At 60.3% G+C, this 23,811-nt stretch carries 11 protein-coding genes; 5 read left to right on the forward strand and 6 right to left on the reverse strand.

Features of this window, described 5'->3' with window-relative positions; all coding sequences use genetic code 11:
- Nucleotides 1-330: 330 nt before the first annotated feature.
- Nucleotides 331-4,047 (forward strand): hypothetical protein, encoded by a 3,717-nt coding sequence (locus tag BGO89_05620; GenBank protein OJX59695.1) that lies wholly within the window; start codon nt 331-333, stop codon nt 4,045-4,047.
- Nucleotides 4,048-4,051: 4 nt separating this feature from the next.
- Here the strand turns inward: BGO89_05620 and BGO89_05625 are convergent, their stop codons facing one another.
- From BGO89_05625 to BGO89_05640, 4 genes are read right to left on the reverse strand one after another with little or no spacing between them, the layout of a single operon-like run.
- Nucleotides 4,052-4,699, reverse strand: a complete 648-nt coding sequence (locus BGO89_05625) for a hypothetical protein (protein ID OJX59696.1) — start codon at nt 4,697-4,699, stop codon at nt 4,052-4,054.
- A 12-nt stretch (nt 4,700-4,711) separates the two neighbouring features.
- Nucleotides 4,712-5,722, reverse strand: coding sequence for a UDP-N-acetylenolpyruvoylglucosamine reductase (locus BGO89_05630; GenBank protein OJX59697.1), 1,011 nt, complete (start codon nt 5,720-5,722; stop codon nt 4,712-4,714).
- A 5-nt stretch (nt 5,723-5,727) separates the two neighbouring features.
- Entirely contained in the window at nt 5,728-8,898 is a 3,171-nt protein-coding gene (locus BGO89_05635) for a hypothetical protein (protein ID OJX59698.1), read from the reverse strand.
- 36 nt (nt 8,899-8,934) lie between these two features.
- Nucleotides 8,935-10,329 carry a fumarate hydratase, class II gene (locus BGO89_05640; protein ID OJX59699.1) on the reverse strand — a complete coding sequence of 465 codons (1,395 nt, stop codon included), beginning with the start codon at nt 10,327-10,329 and terminating at the stop codon, nt 8,935-8,937.
- 184 nt (nt 10,330-10,513) lie between these two features.
- Here BGO89_05640 and BGO89_05645 point away from each other — a divergent pair, with 184 nt between their 5' ends.
- Together BGO89_05645 and BGO89_05650 are read left to right on the forward strand one after the other, a co-directional pair.
- The gene (locus BGO89_05645; protein ID OJX59700.1) at nt 10,514-11,161 is read left to right on the forward strand and encodes a hypothetical protein; all 648 of its coding nucleotides are present in this window, start codon (nt 10,514-10,516) and stop codon (nt 11,159-11,161) included.
- Between the two features lie 708 nt (nt 11,162-11,869).
- Entirely contained in the window at nt 11,870-14,785 is a 2,916-nt protein-coding gene (locus BGO89_05650) for a hypothetical protein (protein OJX59701.1), read from the forward strand.
- A gap of 73 nt (nt 14,786-14,858) precedes the next feature.
- Here the strand turns inward: BGO89_05650 and BGO89_05655 are convergent, their stop codons facing one another.
- The gene (locus BGO89_05655; protein OJX59702.1) at nt 14,859-19,223 is read right to left on the reverse strand and encodes a hypothetical protein; all 4,365 of its coding nucleotides are present in this window, start codon (nt 19,221-19,223) and stop codon (nt 14,859-14,861) included.
- Nucleotides 19,224-19,230: 7 nt separating this feature from the next.
- Nucleotides 19,231-20,313, reverse strand: coding sequence for a hypothetical protein (locus BGO89_05660; protein OJX59703.1), 1,083 nt, complete (start codon nt 20,311-20,313; stop codon nt 19,231-19,233).
- A gap of 141 nt (nt 20,314-20,454) precedes the next feature.
- Here BGO89_05660 and BGO89_05665 point away from each other — a divergent pair, with 141 nt between their 5' ends.
- Together BGO89_05665 and BGO89_05670 are read left to right on the forward strand one after the other, a co-directional pair.
- Nucleotides 20,455-20,787 carry a hypothetical protein gene (locus tag BGO89_05665; protein ID OJX59704.1) on the forward strand — a complete coding sequence of 111 codons (333 nt, stop codon included), beginning with the start codon at nt 20,455-20,457 and terminating at the stop codon, nt 20,785-20,787.
- A 146-nt stretch (nt 20,788-20,933) separates the two neighbouring features.
- A complete protein-coding gene (locus BGO89_05670) occupies nt 20,934-23,801 on the forward strand; it encodes a glycine dehydrogenase (aminomethyl-transferring) (GenBank protein ID OJX59705.1) in 2,868 nt (955 codons plus the stop codon).
- The last annotated feature ends 10 nt before the right edge of the window (nt 23,802-23,811 follow it).

A 23,811-nucleotide genomic window follows, 5' to 3' on the forward strand; every position in this document is an offset into this window, starting at 1 on the left:
CATTCCAGGATCGTTGCCATAGCTACGTTTCGAGATTGGTGAGCGGATCGTGAACCCGGCAATGATCGATAATTTCTTCGGTTCATCGATGATATGTCAAGATAGAACATCTGGCATGAGGTTTGCTTCCTCAGCGGCTCATGCTACTCTTCCTGTAATCATACTGGAACCCACACGATGAAACTCCTTCGGGCAGCCATCGTGGTGCGCGGTTCGGCTGACCCGCTGTAGGTCCCACCTTCCCTGACATGGTCACCGTTCCGAAGTACCGCCTGCGTGTACCCCACGCATTCATACGTATTTCCCTGAACGCTCAACGGGACCATTGTCATGTCTTCGTTCCTGAATCGGATATTCTTTTTCGACGTCGGCCGTATCATACGTGCCGGGCGGTCCCGTGCACTCGAGCCGAGTGACGCCCCTCCGCTGATACCGGATCTCGACCCGCGTCTCACCACCCGCGAATACGATACGCTGGATACGGGCCGCTTCTGGCCCTTCGTACTTCGCACCTACTTCGCCGCCGGAGCATCGCCGCGCATCCTCGTCTTCCTCGCCTGCCTGCGCATGGGCGTCCTCGTCTGCACGCTCCTGCTGCTGCACAGCGTCCTTGCCGACATGGCCTCGCTGCCCACCGTCGTGGGTGTTCCGGTGTGGACGCTGCTGACGGCCCTGATGCTCGGTATCACGGGCATGACGGGTGCACTGATCCAGCAACAGTTCTACTACCATGCACTCAAGACCTTCGGGACGATCGTCAACGGCCTGAACCGCCGCATCGTGATGCACTCCCTGCACCTGCGGAGATCCGCACGTACACGCATTCCCACCGGCGACATGGTGAACCACCTGTCGAGCGATACCGATGCCCTCGCGGAGTCGGGCTTCTTCCTGCCGGAAATATGGCACTCGCTGCTAACGCTCGTGACCGTCGGCTTCATGCTGTACTTCTATCTCGGTGTGGCGGCCTTCGCCGCCATCGGTATGCTGATGCTGATCGCACCCATGACGATCCTCGTGGCCAGGCGGTATCGCAAGCTCGATCATGAGATCATGGAGCTGCGTGACGAACGGGTGACGCTGATGTCGCAGATCCTTCACGGTATCCGCGTCGTCAAGTTCCACGCATGGGAAAGCAGCGTCCACGCCGAAGTGCAACAGGTACGCCGTCGTGAAATCCACACGAAGGTGCGCATCGTCACGACCGATGCCATGAGTACGATCATCTTCATCTCGACGACGACGGTCGTGGCCTTCGCGGGCTTCGGCGCCTTCGTCATCATGGGTGGCACGCTGACGGCTCCCCTCATCTTCGCCTGCCTGGCCCTGTTCGGCATGCTGGAAGAACCGTTCGGCTTCATCTCCCACATCCTCGCCAACATCCAGCATGCACGAGTGGCGACGGGCCGTCTCGACAAGTTCTTCAACGCGGCGACGCACGATATCGACGCACGGCCGACGAGTGCACCGGGCCATCCCGTAGGCCTGCATGCCACCGGCGTGACGATGCAGTACATGGACGCCGAAGAACCCGCCGTCGTGGACGTATCGATGGACATTCCCGCAGGATCGTCCATCGCCATCATCGGTCCTGTCGGCTCCGGCAAGAGCACCCTGCTGCGTACCCTGCTCGGCCTGCACGAACCGCGGCGCGGGTCGATCGCGGCGACGGGCATACCGTCCGATCAGCGACCCCGCTTCGCCTACGTCCCGCAGGAAGCCTTCATCATGAATGCCAGCGTTCGCGAGAACATCCTGTTCGGATCGGCGATGATATCGGACATGGGGCCTATCATCCATGCCTGCGCTCTCGAACCCGACGTGGAAGCGATGACGGCGGGTCTGTCGACGGAGATCGGCGAGCGCGGTGTGAACCTGTCCGGAGGACAGAAGCAGCGCGTCTCCCTGGCGCGTGCCGTGGCCGAACATCCCGGTATCGTGCTGCTGGACGATCCCCTGTCGGCCGTCGACGTGACCACGGAGACGATCCTGGCCGACCGCCTGCTCTTCGGCATGTGGAAGGACATCACGCGCGTCTGCGTCACGCATCGCCTCACTCATCTCGACCGATTCGACCGCGTCTTCTATCTCGAGAAGGGTCGCATCGTAGCCGAGGGACGCCATACGGATCTGATGGCCGGCAACGAGGCCTATCGCCGGTTCGTGGAAACGGAAGACGATCATGCCGCTACGGGGGAGTCCGTACCGACGCAGGACATCAGCATCGGTACCGCGGCTCACGTCGTCATCCCGGCGGTGGCAACCGGCATCGCGCAGGAAGAGCCGCAGCTCGATACCATCAACGACGGACGTCTGACGGAGGACGAGGATCGCGAGACGGGCGCCGTACGTGTCGACGTCTACTGGCGTTACGTACGTGCGATGGTAGGACACCATCCCGTCGTGGCTCCCCTCCTCATCACCCTGCTCGTTCTCACGGCGGCGATGATCACCGTCCTCCCCATCCTGCAGACGGGATGGCTGGGCAAGTGGTCCGACGACCCGTCGCTCGCCGATCCGCTGTGGGCCGTGGCCATCTACGGTCTCATCGGTGTGGCCGTGCTTCTCGGCTGGCTTATGGAACGTCTGCTCTGGTTGTACCGATCGGCCGCAGCAGGACGCATCATCCACGACAACGCCCTTGCGGGCGTGCTCGCGGCACCGCTGCGGTTCTTCGACAGCACTCCGATGGGACGTATCCTCAATCGCTTCGCTCGCGACATGGAAGCGGTGGATGATCATCTCTCCTGGAACTTCGAACAGTCGTTCAAGTCGCTCTCGCAGACGATCGGTTCCCTCGTCCTGATCCTTGCCGTGCTCCCGGTCGTCATCGTCGTCATCGTGCCCGTCCTGTGGATCTACTACCGGCTGCAGGGCGACTACCGTCGTGCGGCGCGTGAGGCCAAGCGGATCGAATCGATCGCACGATCTCCACGCTATGCGCACTACAAGGAAATGGTGACGGGACTGGACGTCATCCATGGATTCGGACGCGAGCGATACTTCATCGACTCGTTCTACGATATCCTCGGATACTATCAGCGCATGTTCTGGTGCAGCATCCTGCTCAACCGCTGGTTCAGCGTACGCGTGCCTCTCGTCAGCGGTCTCGTGGCCCTCACGACGTCGGTGGGTATCGTCGTTCTCGCATGGAACGGCAGCATCTCACCGGGTATCGCCGGCGTGGTACTGACCTATGCCCTGAGCTTCTGGATGAGCCTGAACTGGACCGTACGCGCATTCAGTGAAGTGGAAAGCCGGATGACGTCGGTGGAACGTCTGGGACACTATGCCACATTGCCACCCGAACCGGTAACGACGTTGCCGGAAGCGCTCGCCGACGATGCCGTATGGCCCGTGCGCGGTCGAGTCGCCATCAGGGATCTTTCGGCCCGCTATGCCGAGCATCTGCCGCTCGTCCTGCGCGATGTCTCCTTCACCGTCGAAGGCGGCGCCAAGGTCGGCGTCATCGGTCGTACGGGCTCGGGCAAGAGCACGCTGTTCCAGACGCTCTTCCGCTTCCTCGAGCCTGCATCGGGTGCGATCGAGATCGACGGCGTGGATATCCGCACGGTACCGCTGCCCCGCCTGCGGCGTGCCATCGCCATCATTCCACAGGATCCGACGCTCTTCATAGGTACCGTGCGCAGCAACCTGGACAGGTTCGACGAATGTACCGACGAGGACGTATGGAATGCCCTGCGACGTGTGCAGCTCGCCGATCTCGTGCGCGCATTGCCCGAAGGACTCGGAGCCCCCGTCGCCGAGAACGGCGTCAACTTCTCCCAGGGGCAGCGCCAGCTCCTCTGCATGGCACGCGCCATCCTGACCAGGGCACGTATCATCGTCCTCGACGAAGCAACGGCGAGCGTGGACGTCCAGACCGATGCCGTCATCCAGCATACCGTCCGTACGGAGTTCGACGACGTCACGGTACTCATCATCGCCCATCGCCTGAATACCGTCGCCGATGCCGACATGATCGTCGAACTGTCGCATGGTCGTGTGGTGAACGTCACGACGCCAGCGACCGGCGAACGACTCTGATCCATCATCCCGCAATCGTTTCCGTGATACGTGTGCCGGTGGACTCCGACGTTCCCGTCACACGTATCCAGTTCACACGAGGCAGGATTCCCTCCGTCGTACTGACGTAGACACGCTCCAGAACGGCGCTCGCTCCGTTGATCGACATGAGCGCCACCCACTTTCCGTTCCTTCGTGTGATACGTATCGGCTTGTCCAGGGCCTGCAAACGCACGTCGGCGCTGTCGTTGCCGTAGTTGTTCACGACGTTCGCTCCGTAGGCATGGGCACGTTCGAAGACGCCGAGCGATTCCCGTGAACCGTCGGTAGCCTTCAGCAACCAGTAAATGTCCAGCGGATCCTTCCGCAGATTACCGGTGCCGTCGAGCCGTACGTCGTAGCAGACGATGTTCGCGTTCTTGCTGCGATCGATCTGGAAGAGCCGTGTGGATGTCACAGCATCACCGGCTGTCGCTCCAACCGGTACGAGGATATGCGAAAGCATCGTCCATATCATGATCATACGTCGCCGCATCGTCGAAGTCTCCGATATGTTGAACGATGTGGGTTCACGACCCGCGTCACCGCAATATGGATGACGGACGATTACCGGCATATATCCGGTATGCGTGACGAAACGATAGCACGGGATGACGTCGACGATGCGATGCATCGTACGGAATCGCTACCAGACGTTGACTTCACGCTCAAGATCGATGCCGAAGCGGTCGCGCACGCTCTGCTGGATATCGTAGGAAAGGGCAAGCAGCTCTTCACCCGTGGCATCGCCATGATTGACGATGACGAGGGCCTGATGCTCGTGTACACCGGCATCACCACGGCGATAGCCCTTCCATCCGCACCTGTCGATGAGCCATGCGGCGGGAACCTTCACGGAACCGTCTGCCTGCGGATAGTGCGGCACCTCCCCTCCGTGGATGCGACAGACGTCGAGATAGACCCTGTGGTCGACCACGGGATTCTTGAAGAAGGACCCCGCATTGCCGATCACTGCCGGATCGGGCAGCTTGCGACGCCGGATGGCGACGACTGCATCGAAGACGTCACGGATGGAAGGCGAGGAAAGATCGCGGGACGCCAGCTCGTTCCCGACGTCGGCATAGGAAGCATTGATGACGGGCTTCGTGCTGAGTCGATACGAAACCGACGTGATGATCATGCGGTCGCGTAGCTCGTGTTTGAAGACGCTCTCGCGATATCCGAACCGGCATCGTGGCGCATCGAACGTCATCGTCTCACCGGTCGCCCTGTCCATCGCCGTCAGCTCGTGAAAGCATGCCATCTGTTCCACACCGTAGGCACCGATGTTCTGCATGGGCGCCGCGCCTGTCGTGCCGGGAATCAACGCGAGGTTCTCGAGTCCACCCCAGCCGTTGTCAACGGTCCAGCGCACGCATTCGTGCCATGACTCGCCCGCGCCGAATCGTACGATGACATGATCGTCGAGGGTCGCGACGACGTCGCGACCCTCGATACGATTGACGAGTACGAGACCATCCACATCCTGCGTGAACAGGATGTTGCTGCCTCCACCGAGGATGAGCGCCGGCTTCGACCCTGAATCCAGCACTTCGGCGATATCCGCAGCGGAACCGGCTACGACGAGGCTCGCCGCCTTCGCGGCGACGCGGAAGGTCGTATACGGTTTCAGGTCGACGTCGGCGTGGATCTGCATGGTGGTCAGCGGATGATCGACAGCGGCAGTACGGTCATGCGTTCGCCCGTACGGATACGCACGACGTAGGCGCCGGGCACGAGACCGCTCACCGGCAATGCGATGGAAGAGAAGCCGGATTCGAGCGTGCGGCCATCCATGGCGACGACCGTGCGACCGGCCATGTCCATCACCCTGATATCGGCCATACCGCTCTTCTCCATGCGGACATCGAGGCGGGCTTCGTCGACGGCAGGCATCGGTACGATGCGCATGGATTCCGTCACCGACCCTCCGTCGTCGACCGACGTCGCCGCATTGAACCAGCGGAACGTAAGACCGGATTCCGGAGCCAGCGTCGTGGTCAGGAACATGCTGCCGTTCTGGCTGTTGTTCGTGAAGAGGCTCGGGGCGGACCACGACATATCGGCGGTCGTCTGTACGAACCGCTGCTGATCGAGATTGTCGCTACCTCGCATACCGAGGTTCACGGGAATGGGCATGGCATTGTCGTTCATCATCTGGCCATAGACCACTTCGACGATACCGCTCGACTCGTGGAAACGGATCTGGAAGTTCAGGGCACCTGCAAGGATCATCCGGTTGTTCACGAAGTCGTAGCCGACACCCTTGAAGTTCTTCCATTGGAGGACGTAGATCCGGCTCGGCGACGTTCCCAGCGTGGCGACACGCAGTTCTCCGGGATTGTCCGCAGCCGTATCCGGTACGATGGAACCGCCGCAGGCGGACACGACCAGGGAAGCGGGCTCGGAGGACATGATGGGCGAAGCGCCGCCGTTAAGGCTCTTGTCCCCGATCGTCACATATCCGGACAATCCGACGTGCAGCGATCCTGCACCGAGATTCGGAATCTTCAACTCGAAGGGCAGATTCCTCTCGAGGCTGCCCCCCGCCGCTCCCCTGCCGGAGTAGAGCACTTCGCCTTCGGTGATCTCCGTATATATTCCCTGCTTGATGTCGTGTTGCAGCGGACGCACGACGAGCGGGAACCTGCGTTCGCGTTTGCCGAACTGCAGGATCATGAGATTCGCCGGATAGGCATAGTCCACGTCGTTCGTCGCCGGAACCCATGACGCCGTATCGAACCGGGGCCTCACCATGAAGTAGTCCGTCGACTGCATCCCGTTGAAGATGGCGATACCGTCCTCATCGGCCGTGAGCTCGGAGATCGGAGTGCCATCACTCTGCGAGAGTTCGAACGTTTCGAGCGGACTGATGACGAAGCGACCGTTCTCGAGCTTCGATCCGAGGCAGACGATGGGCGTGACGGTTTCGGGCGCCGTAGGCGCTCCCGTGAACGACGCCAGCGGAGCGGGATCACCGGCGCGAAGACGGATGGTGACCTTCTCCGGCGTGAACTTCATGTCCTGCGCGAGCGGAACGATGGTATACGTTCCTTCGGGAAGCGAACGCGTGATGGGTACTGCGAACTGTGTGGCTAACGTGGGGAGCGCCACGCTTTGCATGAGGCCTTCGAATCCGTTGGAAACGACGTGGAGCATCACCTGGACTGTGCTGCTGTTGGTACCGATCTGCACCGTGCCCGGATAGGCAGGCAGCAGAGTGAAGTCCATGCGTACTTCCGACTGCGTGACGAGAACGTTCCGGCTCGACTCGATGGCATTGAGATCGAAGGGCACGAAGGCATAGTTCGTGGACTTGAGCACGACGGTATAGAGACCGTCGCCGATGCCCTGGAACCTGTACGCACCGTCGGCACCGGTCACGGCCAGCGTGTCTCCCGTGGGGACCGGCGAATTGCGATAGATGTCGTCGTTGTACCGGCGTATGGCGAACTCCACACCGGACAACGGCTCACCGGTCTCGGCATGGATGGCACGGCCGGTAAGGACGTTGGTCGACGGGCGCGGACTGTTGCCGATGCACGAGGCGGCCTGGAGATAGGACCGCAGGACCTGACGATGGCGGGGGTGGAATTCGAGAGCCATACCGCCACCGTCCTGACGACGCTGATGGCAATAGGACATGATGGTTCCGATACGCGGACGCGTCATCTCGCTCGTGACGCAAGGACCGCTTTCGGACGTGATGCAGCTATCGAGAGGTCCACCCGGCCAGAAGCAGCTCTGCGTATGGACGGCGCCGCATACGTGGCCCATCTCGTGCGGAATCAATGCGGCATCCCATGAATACGTCTCGATGTTGGCGATGTCGCCTGCGATATCGGCTGCGCAGTAGCTGTCGCGCGCACCGCAGATGCCACCGATCGTACGCGCGATACCGCCCTGTCCGCCACGAGCCGTGACGAAGACGACGATGTCACGTGGGAGATCCGACATCGTCGATTCGTAGTGATTGACGAGTTCGTCGAGGATACTGAAGACGTTGACGTCGTCCGTATACGGATCGTCGGCCGTTTCCCAGATACGGACGTTCGTGACGACGACACGTACGGCAAGATCACGTTCGTAGATCTGCGACGTCAGGGACAGGAGCTGGAGCAGATAGGCGGAGCTGCGGGACAGATCGCGATTGAAGAAGTTGTACAGCAGATAATCGCCTTCAAGTGCCACTTCGATCGTCAGCGTATCGCCGTCGGCCTGCACCTTGTCGTGCTTGCCCTGCTCGGCCATGCCCCCCCGATTCAGGAGGTTCTGCAACGAGGCGTCGATACGATCGCCCGTATGGCAGGGACCACCACGCATCGGCTGCGCGGGCATGGTAACGACGCGATGCTCGCGTGCGGATACGGCGCCGTTCGTACTGCGGCCGATCAACGTACGCGTATCCGTCGTCTCGATACTGCCGGCGACTTCACCGGGCGTAACGACGAGGGAGATCAGCGAATGGTCGTCACCGGGAAGTGTGCCCCTGTAGACAACGACGTCATGCGACGACAGCGTCCGGACGATACCCTTCGACGACACTCCCTGGATCTCCATGCCGGGCTGCAGGATGTCGTGACGTTTCAACGCTACCGTCGTTTCTCCGCCGTCCTGCGATGGAAGGACGACCTCCAGCTCGCGCTGACGCTCCTGGACCAGCCGATTGCTGACGGACGGATCCAGCAACAGTACACGATCCTTGCGGAGTGCCGCATCGGACGAACGGGTGAGCGTGGCGGGACCGTCCGTGAACAGGCGCACCGGCTGTCCAGCGGTAGCGATGCCGGTAATGCACAAGAGCATTACGATCAGGTATGAACGTCGCAACATTCCTATCTCCTGCATATGACGAGAATCGATAATGATTTACAGTCCAGGTCCGAGCATTTCCTCGGGCTTTACCCATTCGACGAATTGCCGTTCGGTCAGAAGATTCAGCTCGAGAGCCGCATCCTTCAGCGTCTTGCCGCTCTTGTGCGCATGTTTGGCGATCTTGGCCGCACTATCGTATCCGATATGAGGGTTCAGCGCCGTGACGAGCATCAACGTATTCTGATTGTACCAGTTCAGTCGCTCCACGTTCGGCTCGATACCGCGTGCACAGTGTTCGTCGAACATCGTACAGGTATCCGTCAGCAGCCGTGCACTCTGGAGGAAATTATAGATCATCACCGGCTTGAAGACGTTCAGTTCGAAGTTGCCCGAAGCACCGCCGATGTTGATGGCGACGTCGTTGCCCATGACCTGGGCGGCGACCATCGTCATCGCTTCGCTTTGCGTAGGGTTGACTTTGCCGGGCATGATCGACGATCCCGGTTCGTTCTCCGGAATCGAGATCTCGCCAAGACCACAGCGGGGACCCGACGACATCCAGCGGATATCGTTCGCGATCTTCATCAGCGAAGCTGCGAGCGTCTTGAGGGAACCGTGGGCGTAGACCAGAGCGTCATGGGCAGCCAGAGCCTCGAACTTGTTCGGCGCCGACACGAACGGAAGACCGGTCAATGCGGCGATAGTTACAGCGGAACGTTCGGCGAACTCCGGATGGGTGTTGAGTCCCGTACCCACGGCCGTACCACCGAGCGCCAGCTCGTAGAGCCCTTCCAGACCTTGTTCCAGACGCTTGATGTCGTTGGTGAGCTGCTGGACGTAACCGGAGAATTCCTGACCGAGCGTGATGGGCGTGGCATCCATGAGGTGGGTACGGCCGCTCTTGATGAGGTCCTTGAAGGCGACGGACTTCGCTGCCAGGGTGTCGCGCAGGGCCGTCACCGCCGGAATCAGCTTCGTTTTGACGGCGATCGCCGCGGCGATGTGCATGGCCGTCGGGAACGTGTCGTTGGACGATTGGGATTTGTTGACGTCGTCGTTCGGATGCACGGGCTTCTTGCTTCCGAGCTCACCACCGGCGATTTCGATGGCCCTGTTGGCGATGACTTCGTTCACGTTCATGTTGGTCTGCGTGCCCGAACCGGTCTGCCATACGCTCAGCGGGAAGTGCGCAGCCAGGGAACCAGCGATCACTTCGTCGGCCGCCTTGACGATGAGATCGGCCTTCTCGCGGGCGAGGACGCCGAGATCCGCATTCACCATGGCGGCGGCCTTCTTGAGGGTGGCCATGGCGGCGATCAGCTCTACCGGCATCGTTTCCGTACCGATGGCGAAATGGATGAGCGAGCGTGCCGTCTGGGCACCGTAATAGGCGGTCGAGGGGACGCTGATGTCGCCCATCGTGTCGCGTTCGATACGTGTCGTTGACATGATGCTGTTCGATCGTGATGGTGATACGGGTCGTTCATTACGGAACGGCAAAGATACCGATTCGGGGTTTGCGATCCCCCGGCGACCTACGCCCGGAATCCTGTCGACGGATAAATCCTGAATCGTCCGAAGGCTTGCGATTCCGCATATTCCCCCTGTTTCCACCAGTCATCCGGACCGTCGAATGAACACCGGTCGTCTTCATGCCATCCTCGTCTGTATCCTGCTGGCGCTCCCGCCGACGATACGGGCCCACTACCACCGTACGACGCCTGTCGTACGGCCGCAGGACGTCGATCTGAAGCGCATCTTCCGTGAAATCACGACGACTCCGGCAGCCGACCTCTTTACGGCCGCAGGACAGGTATACCGCGACGGCAAGCTGGAAGATGCCGCCTTCCTGTTCTACGTGGCACAATTGCGCGTGGCACACGACATGCTGATGTATCCGGCACGTGGAACGGGAGGCAACAGTCCCCTCGTCGCCTTCGGGGCCATCGCATCCGTGCTCGGACCGGAAATCAACGGAGCGCTGTCGTCGCAGCCGACGATTCAACACGCAGCCTTGCAGCGGGTGCGGAAGTGGGCGCCTGCCACTCATCGTACGTATTCGCCGGGATGGGAATACACGGAACGACGGCGGGGAGCATTCGTAACGGACCAGTTCGCCATTAGGGGATACTCACCTGCGCCGAGGTTCAGATGGTGTAATCAGCTCAAAAGGGTCCGGGAACACTGGCGCAGATATGCCGGAAAGTACCTGCTTAGTTCACAATGGGATTGCAACCATTGGAACAATATATGGGCCAGAAGGAATCCGCAGCGTCAATGAAAATATTGATTCACGAATAAATGGCAATAGAATATAGAAGCCATTGCTCCTCGCCCAATACTCAATATTACTAGTATCAAAGGAGGAAGGATCAAAATCAAACTCGCCATACACTATCGTATTGTACTTGAACGTTGGACTAGGGATAGTCATACCAAGCTTAACTTCAAACTTAACTCTGAATGACCGATCGCCCGTCAACCTGTCAAAGGTACAGTCAACATTGAGATCACCATGAGTCGCATTCTCGCGATCTTCATCATGCTCCTCTCCGAACAAAGCGACTTGTTCTGTTTGGGCAAAACCAATCCAGAATCTAGTCAACTGAATTGGGTGTTCTTCTATTTGAAGATCGGACATCTATGCCGCCCTGCAATATATCCATGAAAAAAGTAAATGCCTATCCCAAAACGACTTTCTTCCTTTGTCCCAGGAGAGATAGTGAAACCAGTATCAAGTATGATAAGCGCTCGCTCACGGCAAGTGCCGTGCATCAAGTTCGGCCAATGCTGCATATGGGGTATACAACCTTCTTCATAGTATTCTACTATTCTCTATGAGCAATGATATTGCAATTATTCATAAGCTACAATCAGAAGCTCGTAAGCCCGGAATGTCAATCGATTTACAAAGCAAATAGTGCCTCCATCCATCATATCGTCCCCCTTCTATAGATTGCGTTGCCTCCTCAACCATCCGGACTCTTCAATGGTCAAGGCCATGTTCCGTATCCTGTCGGCGATCGTCGTCCTGTTCTCCCTCTCGGCTTCCGGCCTCCGTGCCCAGCACGGTTTCTCGTCGGTCCCGGGCGATCCCGCTGCGACGAAGATCCACACCCTGGCCAATGGGCTCCGTGTCTACGTGAGCGTGAACGACGACCAGCCACGGGCCACCGTCTACGTAGTGGCCAGAACCGGCAGCAAGCAGGATCCCGCCGATGCCACAGGCCTCGCTCACTACCTGGAGCATATGCTGTTCAAGGGTAACGAGGAATTCGGTACGCTCGACTTCGCGAAGGAACGACCACTCATCGACCGTATCGAGTCAACCTACGAACGATATCGCCAGACGACGGATACGGCCATGCGACGCAGTCTGTACCGGACGATCGACTCCCTCTCGGGCATCGCCGCCACCTTCGCCATTCCGAACGAATACGACCGCATGTGCCAGGCATTGGGCTGCACCGGAACCAATGCCTTCACCAGCGAGGAAGTGACGGCCTACTACAACGAGGTACCGTCCAACAGACTGAAGACCTACTTCGAGATGGAAGGCGCACGTTTCAGGAAGCCCGTCCTGCGCCTGTTCCATACCGAACTCGAAGCCGTCTACGAAGAGAAGAACGGATCGCTCGACGACGACCGGTCACTGATCGAGGATACGCTGCGTGCCGCCCTGTTCCCTACGCATCCCTATGGCACGCAGAGTACGCTGGGCACGATCCAGCATCTGAAGAATCCCTCGATGAAGCGTATCCGCGAATACTACGACACCTACTACGTACCCAACAACATGGCCGTCATCGTCGCGGGAGACGTCGATCCCGATTCCGTCGCCGCATGGGTCGAAGCATCGTTCGGATGGATGCGGCGAAAGAACGTTCCGGAGTGGAAACCCGCGGCTCTTGCCGAGATCGCGGCACCGGTCGAGAACACGGTACAAGGCCGCGAAGGTGAAAGCGTCACCATCGGCTTCCGCTGGCCGGGTGCGAACCATGCCGACATCCCCGCACTGCAGATGCTGGACATGGTGCTCTCGAACGGTGTGGCCGGCCTCATCGACCTGAACCTCCGTCATGCGCAGAAGGTGGCCGACGCCGCATCCGTGCAGTATATGATGTCGGACCACGGTTATCACATTCTCGGAGGCAATCCGTTTCCCGGACAATCCCTCGTCCAGGTCCGTAACCTTCTCCTCGACCAGTTGCGCCTCGTCAAGCAGGGAGCCTTCGACGAAGCGATACTGGACGGCATCATCAGGAAGTACAGGATCGACAGGACCCGGCAACTGTCGACGGCCCAGGGCCGCGCCGACTGGATCCTCGAGTCCCTCATGCTCGGCCGCTCCTATCCCGTCCACGCACGCAGTCTCGATGCCCTCTCCATGGTCACGAAGGACGACATCGTGCGCGTAGCGAACAAGTACTATGGCGAGAACCACGTCATCGTCTACAAACAGGTAGGGCCACGCATGGACCTGAGATCCATCGTCAAGCCGGACATCACGCCCGTCGCTCTCAATCGGGATACGCTCTCACCGTTCGCCTTTCGCATCATGGCTCAACAGGCCGTACCCGTCGCGCCGCGATTCGTCGACCTCGCGAAGGATGTGCGTACGTCGGGAATCGGACGTGGCGTCGTTCTGCGTACCACGCACAACAGGGACAACGACCTCTTCTCGTTGACCTACAGGATTCCTGTCGGCGCCCTGAACGATCCATTACAGGACTACGCCCTCGACTACCTGAGCTACCTGGGAACGTCGGAACGGAATGGAGGCGACGTCCAGCGCGAGAAGTTCAGGCTCGGCATGTCGATGGACCACAGCACCGACGACGACTACGCCCTGATCACCGTATCCGGCCTCCAGGAGTCGTTCGTCCAGAGCCTCGACCTCGCCGAACATCTCATCGCCGATGCACGCTCGGACACCGCACAGTATTCGGCATTCGTCCTGACGGTACTGAAGACGCGCGAGGACCAACTGAAGGACAAGACGGTCCTCCTGCAGGAAGGACTCGTTCCGTACGCCAAGTACGGTCCGGACAATCCCACGATGCGCGATCCGAGCAATGAGCGTCTCCGTACCGTTGGTGCCGATACCCTGCTGGCCATCATACGGTCGCTGTTCGCCTATGACCATGAGATATGGTACTATGGACCGGTGTCGCACGACTCCATCGCGACGATCATCGGGCGGCATCACAGGATCCCGGCAACGCACAAGGCGGCGCCCGTCGTCAGGTATCCCGTCGTCCGCACGCTCGACAAACCGGAAGTATGGATCATCGACCACGATATGGTCCAGGCCGAAGTGACGATCCTTTCGAAGGCACTGCCTCGCTTCGATCCGACGCATCAGGCCGTGGTACGGGCCTTCAACGAGTACATGGGTGGAGGTATGAACGGTCTGGTCTTCCAGACGCTGCGTGAATCGCAGGCACTCGCCTACGGTGCGGGCATCAGTATTCCATGGCCCGAGAACCGGATGGAGCCGATGACGATGGAAGGCTATATCGGAACGCAGGTGGACAAGCTCAACGATGCCCTCGCCTCGATGAATACGCTGATGACGAGCCTGCCGAAGAACGATCCGACCTTCGTCAACGTCAAGGAATCGCTGCTGTCCCAGTACCGGACTTCGCGAATCGAACGGGCCGGTATCCTCTCGTTCGCCGATCTGTCACGTCGCTATGGTCTGGGCAACGACTGGCAGCAGCGTACCTACGATGCCATCGGAAAGATCACGTACGGAGAACTGCACAGGTTCTTCGACGACAACATCGCACGCAAGCCGAGGGTCATCGCCATCATCGGCTCGAAGGAACGGCTCGACCTTCCCGCATTGGAACGATACGGCAAGGTACGTGTCGTGACGGTGAAGGACCTGTTCCCCTGGTAGATACACGAAGACCTGGAGCGGCACATAGCAGGCCACTCCAGGTCCCGGATCATGTCTACGGAGATTCGTCCGATCAGCGCAGCAGGCGTCCGGCCAGGCGCAGGGCCTCGATACCGGCGACACGCGTTTCGAATTCGACCTGGGCCAGACGTGCTCCGATCTCGAGCAGCGTCTGCAATGTCTGCCGTGCTTCGATGGACGTGATGAGGCCGAGACGGAGCTTGTCGACGGCGATGCCCGCATTGCGCTGTGCTGCGGTGAGCGACGCCTGTTCGACGTCCATCAGTGCCTTCCCCTGCTCGTATCGGCGATAGGTCTGCGCCAGGCGGTTGAGCTGATCGGCCCTGATGTCCTGCACCATCAGACGCTGACGTTCGGCATCGACACGAGCCTTCTCGGCATCGAGCTTGTCCGTGAAGCCATTGAACAGATTATAGGAAAAGTTAACACCGACGTTCCATCCGAGCTGACGGTTCTCGATCAGGAAGCCTGCATCGCTCTTGTTGTTCGTATAGGAATAGCCGAGGTTGGCGGCGATCTGGGGGAAGAATCGCGCATCGACCTCACGAACGTGGAGCGAGGCCGCTTCCAGTTGGCGCTCGGCGGCAAGGACGTCGTAGTTCTGACGTTCGAGTTCGGTCTGGAGCGTATCCAGCGGCGGCAGCGCCGGTACGTCCAGCGCCGTATCCACGTCGAGGGGATCCATCGGCTTGCGTGCCATGAGTCTGTTCAGCGTCGTCTTGGCCGTGAAGAGATCCGTCTCGCCGCGCAGGACCATTCCCTTCACGGTATTGCGATCGACTTCGGCCTGGGACATTTCGACGCCGGAGTTCGATCCCACCTTGAACCTGTTGGTTTCGATGACGTAGCGCTGATCGGCGAGCTCCAGGGCATCCTTCGTCGTATTGAGCACGCGCTGGTTGGCGATGACGCTGCTGTAGGCCGTCACCACATCGGCGATGGTCATGGCCATCCTGCTGCGGGCCTGCAGCACGCCCCCCTGCTCGAGTACCGTTGCGCGATCGCTCGTCGCGAACATCTTGAGTCCGTCGAACAACGTCCACGTCAGCCCGGCGGCAGCGCCCATGTTGGTATACCCCGCACCATTCCGTTCGATGACCTGGCCGCTCGCGAGGATCTGGCTGACGTCGTTCGAACCACGAACGTACGACCCCGTCACATTGAAGGTCGGCATGAAGGGCGTGACGCTTCCCTTACCGGTCGCTGCGGCAAGGACGGAGTCCTGACGTGCCACCTGAACGTTGTAGTTCGACGTCATCGCATTGCCGATGGCCTCGTCGAGCGTCGTCACTCCCTGCGAACGCATGGGAACGACGGCGAGCAGGAGTATGCCGACGACGGCTGCGGCCTTGGCAGGTACGTGGGTTCCCTTATGACGCTTGATACGGCTCAGGATGACGTAGAGCGACGGAATGATGTACAGCGTCAGGAACGTCGCGAAGATCATACCACCGACGATGACGACACCCATGCCGACACGGCTGCCGCTGGCCGCACCGAGCGACAGGGCGATCGGAAGCGCGCCGAGGATCGTGGCGAGCGACGTCATGAGGATAGGACGGAACCGCGATGCGGCGGCTTCCTGTACGGCGTCCTTCCAGTCGAGTCCTGCTTCACGACGCTGATTCGCGAACTCGACGATGAGGATACCGTTCTTCGTCACCAGCCCGATGAGGACGATGCAACCGATCTGCGAGAAGATGTTCAGCGATTCACCGGTGAGCCACAGGGACAGTACGGCACCGGCGAGAGCCAGGGGTACCGTGAGCATGATCGTCAACGGGTCGACGAAGCTCTCGAACTGCGCTGCGAGGATAAGATAGACGAGCGCCAGTGCGAGCATGAAGGCGAAGACGAGACTCGACGACGACTCGGCGAAGTCACGCGAAGGACCGCTGAGCGATGTGGTGAAGGACTCGTCCAGCGTATTGCGGGCGATGTTGTCCATCGCCGCGATACCGTCGGCGATCGTCTTGCCCGGCACGGGCTCGGCGCTGACCGTCGCACTCACGTACCGATTGTAGCGATAGAGCTGGGGCGGGCTGCTCTGCTCCGTCATCTTGACGAGATCGGCGAGTGGGACGACGAGACCTTCAGGAGTACGGATGGACAGGGCGGGAATGTTGTCGGGCGTACTGCGGCCGCTGCGTTCGTATTCACCGATGACCTGATACTGCTTGCCACCCATGATGAAGTAGCCGAAGCGCTGACCGGAGAAGCCGGCCTGCAGGACATCGGCGATGGACAGTACGGAGAGACCGAGTTCACGCGCACGTGCACGATCGATCTCGATGGCCACTTCCGGCTTGTTGAATTTCAGGTTCACGTCGACGATGGCGAAGGTAGGATCCTTCTGGGCGAGGTCGATGAACTTCGGCAGGACGCGGCGCAGGTCGCTCAGTTCGGAGGCCTGGAGAACGTACTGCACGGACAGACCGGGGCGACCGCCGCCCGTGGCGATCGTCTGTTCCTGGGCCACGATCGTACGGGCTTCGCTGATACCGCGCATCGTGGCCGTCAGTTCGTTCGCGATCTGCATCTGCGAACGTTGTCGCTCTTCCGGATCCTTCAGGATCAGTCGTGCGAAACCGCTGTTACTGCCGCCGCCGGCGAAGGACGGAGACGTCACGGTGATGAGCAGCTTCTTCTCGGGAATCGTGCGGTCCACGACGGACGTCAACGTATCCATGAAGCTGTCCATGCGGTCGAACGTATATCCTTCCGGTGCCGTGATGCTCAAGGACAGTGCCGACCGGTCCTCGAGGGGCGGAAGACCGCTCTTCAGCGCGCGTCCCACCACGTAGATCGTTCCGACGCATGCCAGCATCACGACGGCTGCCAGCCATGACCGTTTGATCACGGAATGGAGCGTGCGTTCGTAGAACCTGTTCATTCCGATGAAGAACGGTTCCGTCACGCGCGTCAACCAGCTCTGCTTTTCTTCGTGACGCAACATGCGCGTACTCATCATCGGCGTCAAGGTCAACGAGACGAAGGCACTGACGGCGATGGACATGGCGACGACGAGGCCGAACTCGCGGAACAGACGTCCGGTAAGGCCCTGCAGGAAGATCACGGGAATGAAGACGACGACGAGCGTGATGGTCGTCGAGATGATGGCGAAATAGATTTCGGTGGCCCCCTTCTCTCCCGCTTCCCGCGGATGGAGGCCTTCCTCGATGTGCACGAAGATGTTCTCCATCACCACGATGGCGTCGTCCACCACCAGACCCGTCGCCAGCACGATGCCGAGCAGTGTGAGGACGTTGATGGAGAAGCCTGCGAGCCAGAGAAAGAAGAAACCGGAGATGAGCGATACGGGAATGGCCACGACGGGAATGATCGTGGCGCGCCATGAGCGCAGGAAAATGAAGATGATGAGGACGACGAGACCGAAGGCGATGAGGAGCGTTTCCTGCACTTCGAAGACGGCCTTGCGGATGAACTTCGTGTTGTCGAAGGCGACGTCGAGGACGATGTCCTTCGGTGCGGACTTCACGAGCACGTCGAGACGACGATAGAATTCGTCGGCGATCTCGACCTGGTTCGCACCGGGCAGCGGTGCGATGGCCAGACCGATCATCGGAGATCCGTCACGCTTCAGGATCGTCCGTTCGTTCTCGGCACCCAGATAGACGCGGGCGACGTCATGCAGACGTACCGTGGCTCCGGGCTGCGAACGCAGGATGAGGTTCTCGAATTCCTCCGGCTTGGAGAGGCGTCCGACAGCGCGGAGGGAAAGCTCCGTGTTCTTTCCTTCGAGACGGCCCGCAGGCAGTTCGACGTTCTCGCGTTGCAGGGCGTCGCGGACGTCGGCAGGGGTGAGTCCGTAGGAACCCAGACGGTCCGGATCCATGATGAGGCGCATGGCATAACGCCGTTCGCCCCAGATCGTGATGTTACCGACGCCGGGAATCGTCTGCAGACGTTCCTTGAAGAGGTTCGTCCCGATGTCCGTCAGTTCCGTCAGAGACCGTGCGGTACTCTGCACCGTCATCACGAGAATGGCGTTGCTGTTCGCGTCGGCCTTGGCCACGATGGGAGGATCGGCATCGGGCGGGAGATTGCGTTGCGCGCGCGATACGCGATCGCGCACGTCGTTGGCCGATGCTTCGAGGTCCTCGCCGAGTTCGAACTCGACGGTGATGTTGCTGCGGCCGTCACTGGATGCCGACGTAATGCTCTTGATACCGGCGATACCGTTGATGCTCTCTTCGAGAGGCTCGGTGATCTGCGATTCGATGACGTCGGCATTGGCACCGGTATACGTCGTGGTCACCGTGATGTTCGGCGGGTCGACGTCGGGAAACTGCCGTACGCCCAGGAAGGAATATCCTACCGCCCCGATGAGGACGATGAGGATGCTGAGTACGATGGCCAGTACCGGCCTGCGGATACTGAGAACGGAAAGATTCATGTTCTGCTCACAACTCCGTCTTGACAGGTAAACCGGGCTTGAGCAGCAGCAGACCCGTCGTCAGCACCGTATCGCCTGCGGCGATACCGGACGAGATCCTCACCATCGTTGGGGTGCGGCCACCCGTTTCGACGAAGACTGGGCGGGCCACGCCGCCGCGCTGGACAAAGATCTTCGTTCCGTTGAGGTCGGGTACGATGGCCTCGGTCGGGACGAGCAGGGCATCGCTCACCGTAGACAGGGGAAGATTGATGTCGGCGAACATTCCTGCGACGAGACCACGGGAATCCTTGCAGCGAGCGCGGATCTTCAGCGTACGCGTACTCGCTTCGACCGCAGGGTCGATGGCATAGATCACGGCTTCCCTGCCCTGCATCGTATCGCGTCCGCGTGTGCGGAACGACAGGCTCTTGCCCAGAGCCACGGTTGACGCATAGCGTTCGGGAATCGAGCATTCGAGTTTGAGTTGCTGTTCATCGGCCAGGACGGCGATCAGGGTATTCGTCGTGATGACGGCGCCGTCGCTGACTTGCCTCAATCCTATGCGTCCGGAGAACGGAGCGAGGATTTCCGTGCGGGAGATCTGGGCGAGCAGGACGTCGATCTCGGCCTTGCGCATCTCGACCTGGGCAGCCGCCACTTCGTACTCTTCCGTGCTCACGCCGTCGACGCGCTTCAGCTCGGCATAGCGACGCATCTTGTCCTCATCGATCTTCAGTTGCTGGCGGGCCTTGGCGAGCTGGGCACGCAGGTCGGCATCGAACAGCTTCACCAGAAGCTGCCCCTTGCGCACGAGCCCCCCCTCCTGGAAACCGAGCTTGATGATACGACCGCTGACTTCGCTGCGGATCTCGACCGATTCGTTGGCCATGATGCTGCCCGTCAGCGTGATCGATTCGTCGAACGACGACGGCTGGACGACGATTCCACGAACGGAAACCGGACCCGCCTTGACGCCACCCGGTCCACCCGGTGGTGTTCCCGCACCGGGTCCCCTGGCCGCCGACGTACCTGTAAGGGAGCGGATGAGGAAGAATGCACCGATGGCCACGGCCACCACAATCGTCCAGATCAGTACTTTTTTGTTCATCGTGCAAACTTGCGAAATGTCGCTATCACTTTGTGTTACAACACGCTTATGTCGTCGTACACCAAAATCCGGGTATCATCCGTCTGCGTCCTTTTTCATCCCATCGCGTCCTACTGACGTACACTACGAAAGGAGTATGCAATGAAGGCTCTTCTGTTGATGATGATGCTCGTCCCAAGCATGATGTTCGCCACAGAACAGACGTTTACGACCAAGGTCAGTGGAAATTGTGGCTCGTGCAAAAAACGTATCACCAAGGCCGCCGAGGCGGTCGATGGCGTATCGAACTTCGCATGGGACAAGAAGACGAAGGTCGCGACCGTAACCTACGACGACGCAAAGACATCACCCGACGCGGTCAAGAAGGCCATCGCCGCTGCCGGACACGATGTGGAAAACGTCAAGGCCACGAACGAAGCCTACGACAAGCTTCCCGACTGCTGCCAGTACCGGGACGGCGAAACGACGCACTGACGGTCCAAACGGCCTGTCGACGTACCGAGCGCCTTCTTTCCATCGCGGAGGGAGGCGCTTTTGCCATTCCCCCGATCCGTCAGGCGTCGTCTGTTTCATATTTTTGTCGTTCCTGAGCAACCAGTCCACACAGTACCACATCAGCAATGCACCATCCACGCCTCTATCGCGACGAATTCCATTCCCGCCACAACAGCGCCACGGAGCACGACATCGAGCAGATGCTGCGTACGGTCGGCGCATCGACGCTGGATCACCTCATCGAGGAAACGGTCCCGTCGAAGATCCGCCTGCCCAAGCCCCTCTCCCTGCCCGATGCCCTGACGGAAGCCGAGCTCCTCGCCGAACTGCGCGAGATAGGTTCCTGGAATGCACGATACCGGACCTACATCGGAATGGGCTACTATGACACGATCACGCCGCCCGTCATCCTCCGCAACATCGTCGAGAATCCGGGCTGGTATACGCAATACACGCCGTACCAGGCCGAAATCGCCCAGGGCCGTCTCGAATCGCTCCTGAACTTCCAGACGATGATCATCGATCTCACGAAGCTCGAGATCACGAACGCATCGCTCCTCGACGAAGCCACGGCCGCTGCCGAGGCCATGCACCTGATGTATGCCGCCAAGAGCGGCGCAGCCAAGGATGCCGAAGCCTTCTTCGTCGACGAGAACGTCTTCCCCCAGACCCTCGACGTGCTGATCACCCGTGCCGAACCTCTCGGCATCGAGATCCGCACGGGCAACGTCCACGATGTCCAGTTCGACGGTTCCGTCTTCGGCGTCTACATCCAGTATCCGGCCGGTAACGGCGACGTCCGTTCCCATGCCGACGTCTGCGAGCGAGCACATGCCGCCGGCGCCCTGGTCTGTGCGGGAACGGATCTGCTGGCCCTGACCCTGCTCACGCCTCCGGGCGAATGGGGTGCCGACGTCTGCATCGGTTCGGCCCAGCGCTTCGGCGTTCCTCTCGGCTACGGTGGTCCCCATGCAGGCTTCATGAGCACGAAGGAACAGTACAAGCGCCTCATGCCCGGACGCATCATCGGCGTCAGCGTGGACGCGCAAGGCAACATGGCCTTCCGCATGGCACTGCAGACGCGCGAACAGCATATCCGTCGCGACAAGGCGACGTCGAACATCTGCACGGCCCAGGCGCTGCTCGCCAACGTGGCAGCCATGTATGCCGTGTACCACGGTCCGAAGGGCCTGCGCGGCATCGCCGAACGCGTGCACGTGCTGACGTCCGCACTGTCCGATGGTCTCCGTGGCCTCGGCTACGACGTCGTCAACGGCTCCTGGTTCGATACGATCACGATCGAAGCATCGGCGGATGCCATCAGAACCCGTGCGGAAGAAGCCGGCATCAACTTCCGATACAGCGGCGACAACTCCGTCGGCATCTCCATCGATGAAACGACGAAGCCTTCCGACCTCTCGGCCATCCTCGGCGTCTTCGCAGGCATCAGGGGTACGGCCGTACCGGACGTGATGGACCTCATCACGAAGACCAAAAGCGGCATTCCCGAAGTACTGCGTCGTACGAGCGACTACCTCACGCATCCCGTCTTCAACCAGTATCACAGCGAACACGAGATGCTGCGATACATGAAGCGCCTGGAAAACAAGGACCTCTCGCTGGCTCATTCGATGATTCCGCTCGGCTCGTGTACGATGAAGCTGAACGCCACCGCGGAAATGATTCCCATCACGCAGCCGGAATTCAACTCCATCCATCCCTTCGTACCGGTCGAGCAGACCCGGGGCTACGCCCGTGTCTTCCGTGATCTCGAAGCATGGCTCAACGAGATCACCGGCTTCGACGCCTGCTCGCTGCAACCGAATGCGGGCGCACAAGGTGAGTATGCCGGACTCCTCGTCATCCGCAAGTATCATCAGGCACGTGGCGAAGGCCACCGCGACGTCGTCCTCATTCCGTCCAGCGCCCACGGCACCAATCCCGCGTCGGCCGTCATGGCCGGCATGAAGGTCGTCGTCGTCAAGGCGACGGAAGACGGACTCATCGACGTCGAGGACCTGCGCGCCAAGGCCATCGCCAACTCGGCGAACCTCGCAGGACTCATGGTGACGTATCCGTCCACGCACGGCGTCTTCGAGGAAGCCATCATGGACGTCTGCTCCATCGTCCACGAACACGGTGGCCGCGTCTATATGGACGGCGCCAACATGAATGCCCAGGTCGGTCTCACCAGCCCGCGCACCATCGGTGCGGACGTCTGCCACCTCAACCTGCACAAGACGTTCTGCATTCCTCACGGCGGTGGTGGCCCCGGCATGGGGCCTATCTGCGTCGTGTCCGACCTCGCTCCCTATCTGCCCGGACACAGCGTCGTTTCTCCGAACGGCAACACGTCGACGGCCGTCTCGGCCGCACCCTGGGGATCGGCTTCGATCCTGCTCATCTCCTATGCCTACATCCGCATGATGGGCGGCCCGGGACTCACGCAGGCGACGAAGCTGGCCATCCTCAACGCCAACTACATCAAGAGCCGCCTCGAGAGCGGCTACGACATCCTCTACGTCGGCAGCAAGGGACGCGTCGCTCACGAAATGATCGTCGACCTCCGCACCTTCAAGCAACGCGGCGGTCTCGAAGCCGAAGACGTCGCGAAGCGTCTGATGGACTACGGCTTCCACGCACCGACGCTCAGCTTCCCCGTCCCCGGTACGATCATGATCGAACCCACGGAAAGCGAAAGCAAGGCTGAACTGGACCGGTTCATCGACGCCCTGCTGACGATCCGTCGCGAGATGGAAGATGTCTGCACCGGCGCCGTCGATGCGAAGGACAATCCGCTCAAGAACGCTCCGCACACGCAGTTCGTGGCCATGGCTGACGAATGGGCTCACCCCTACACGCGTCAGCAGGCCGTCTTCCCGCTTCCGTGGGTCCGCGACCGCAAGTTCTGGCCGAGCATCGGACGTGTCGACAATGCCTATGGTGACCGCGTCCTGATCTGCACGTGTCCTTCGATCGAGGAGTATGCCTGATCCTGCAGTA

The organism is Candidatus Kapaibacterium thiocyanatum (assembly GCA_001899175.1).
In the GTDB taxonomy this organism is placed as follows: Bacteria; Bacteroidota; Ignavibacteria; order Kapaibacteriales; family Kapaibacteriaceae; genus Kapaibacterium; species Kapaibacterium thiocyanatum.

What these genes read in the sequence shown, in the direction of transcription:
- BGO89_05620 (OJX59695.1), top strand. Translation starts at nt 331, where the DNA reads ATGTCTTCGTTCCTGAATCGGATATTCTTTTTCGACGTCGGCCGTATC.
- BGO89_05625 (OJX59696.1), bottom strand. Translation starts at nt 4,699, where the DNA reads ATGCATCGCATCGTCGACGTCATCCCGTGCTATCGTTTCGTCACGCAT.
- BGO89_05630 (OJX59697.1), bottom strand. Translation starts at nt 5,722, where the DNA reads ATGCAGATCCACGCCGACGTCGACCTGAAACCGTATACGACCTTCCGC.
- BGO89_05635 (OJX59698.1), bottom strand. Translation starts at nt 8,898, where the DNA reads ATGTTGCGACGTTCATACCTGATCGTAATGCTCTTGTGCATTACCGGC.
- BGO89_05640 (OJX59699.1), bottom strand. Translation starts at nt 10,329, where the DNA reads ATGTCAACGACACGTATCGAACGCGACACGATGGGCGACATCAGCGTC.
- BGO89_05645 (OJX59700.1), top strand. Translation starts at nt 10,514, where the DNA reads ATGAACACCGGTCGTCTTCATGCCATCCTCGTCTGTATCCTGCTGGCG.
- BGO89_05650 (OJX59701.1), top strand. Translation starts at nt 11,870, where the DNA reads ATGGTCAAGGCCATGTTCCGTATCCTGTCGGCGATCGTCGTCCTGTTC.
- BGO89_05655 (OJX59702.1), bottom strand. Translation starts at nt 19,223, where the DNA reads ATGAATCTTTCCGTTCTCAGTATCCGCAGGCCGGTACTGGCCATCGTA.
- BGO89_05660 (OJX59703.1), bottom strand. Translation starts at nt 20,313, where the DNA reads ATGAACAAAAAAGTACTGATCTGGACGATTGTGGTGGCCGTGGCCATC.
- BGO89_05665 (OJX59704.1), top strand. Translation starts at nt 20,455, where the DNA reads ATGAAGGCTCTTCTGTTGATGATGATGCTCGTCCCAAGCATGATGTTC.
- BGO89_05670 (OJX59705.1), top strand. Translation starts at nt 20,934, where the DNA reads ATGCACCATCCACGCCTCTATCGCGACGAATTCCATTCCCGCCACAAC.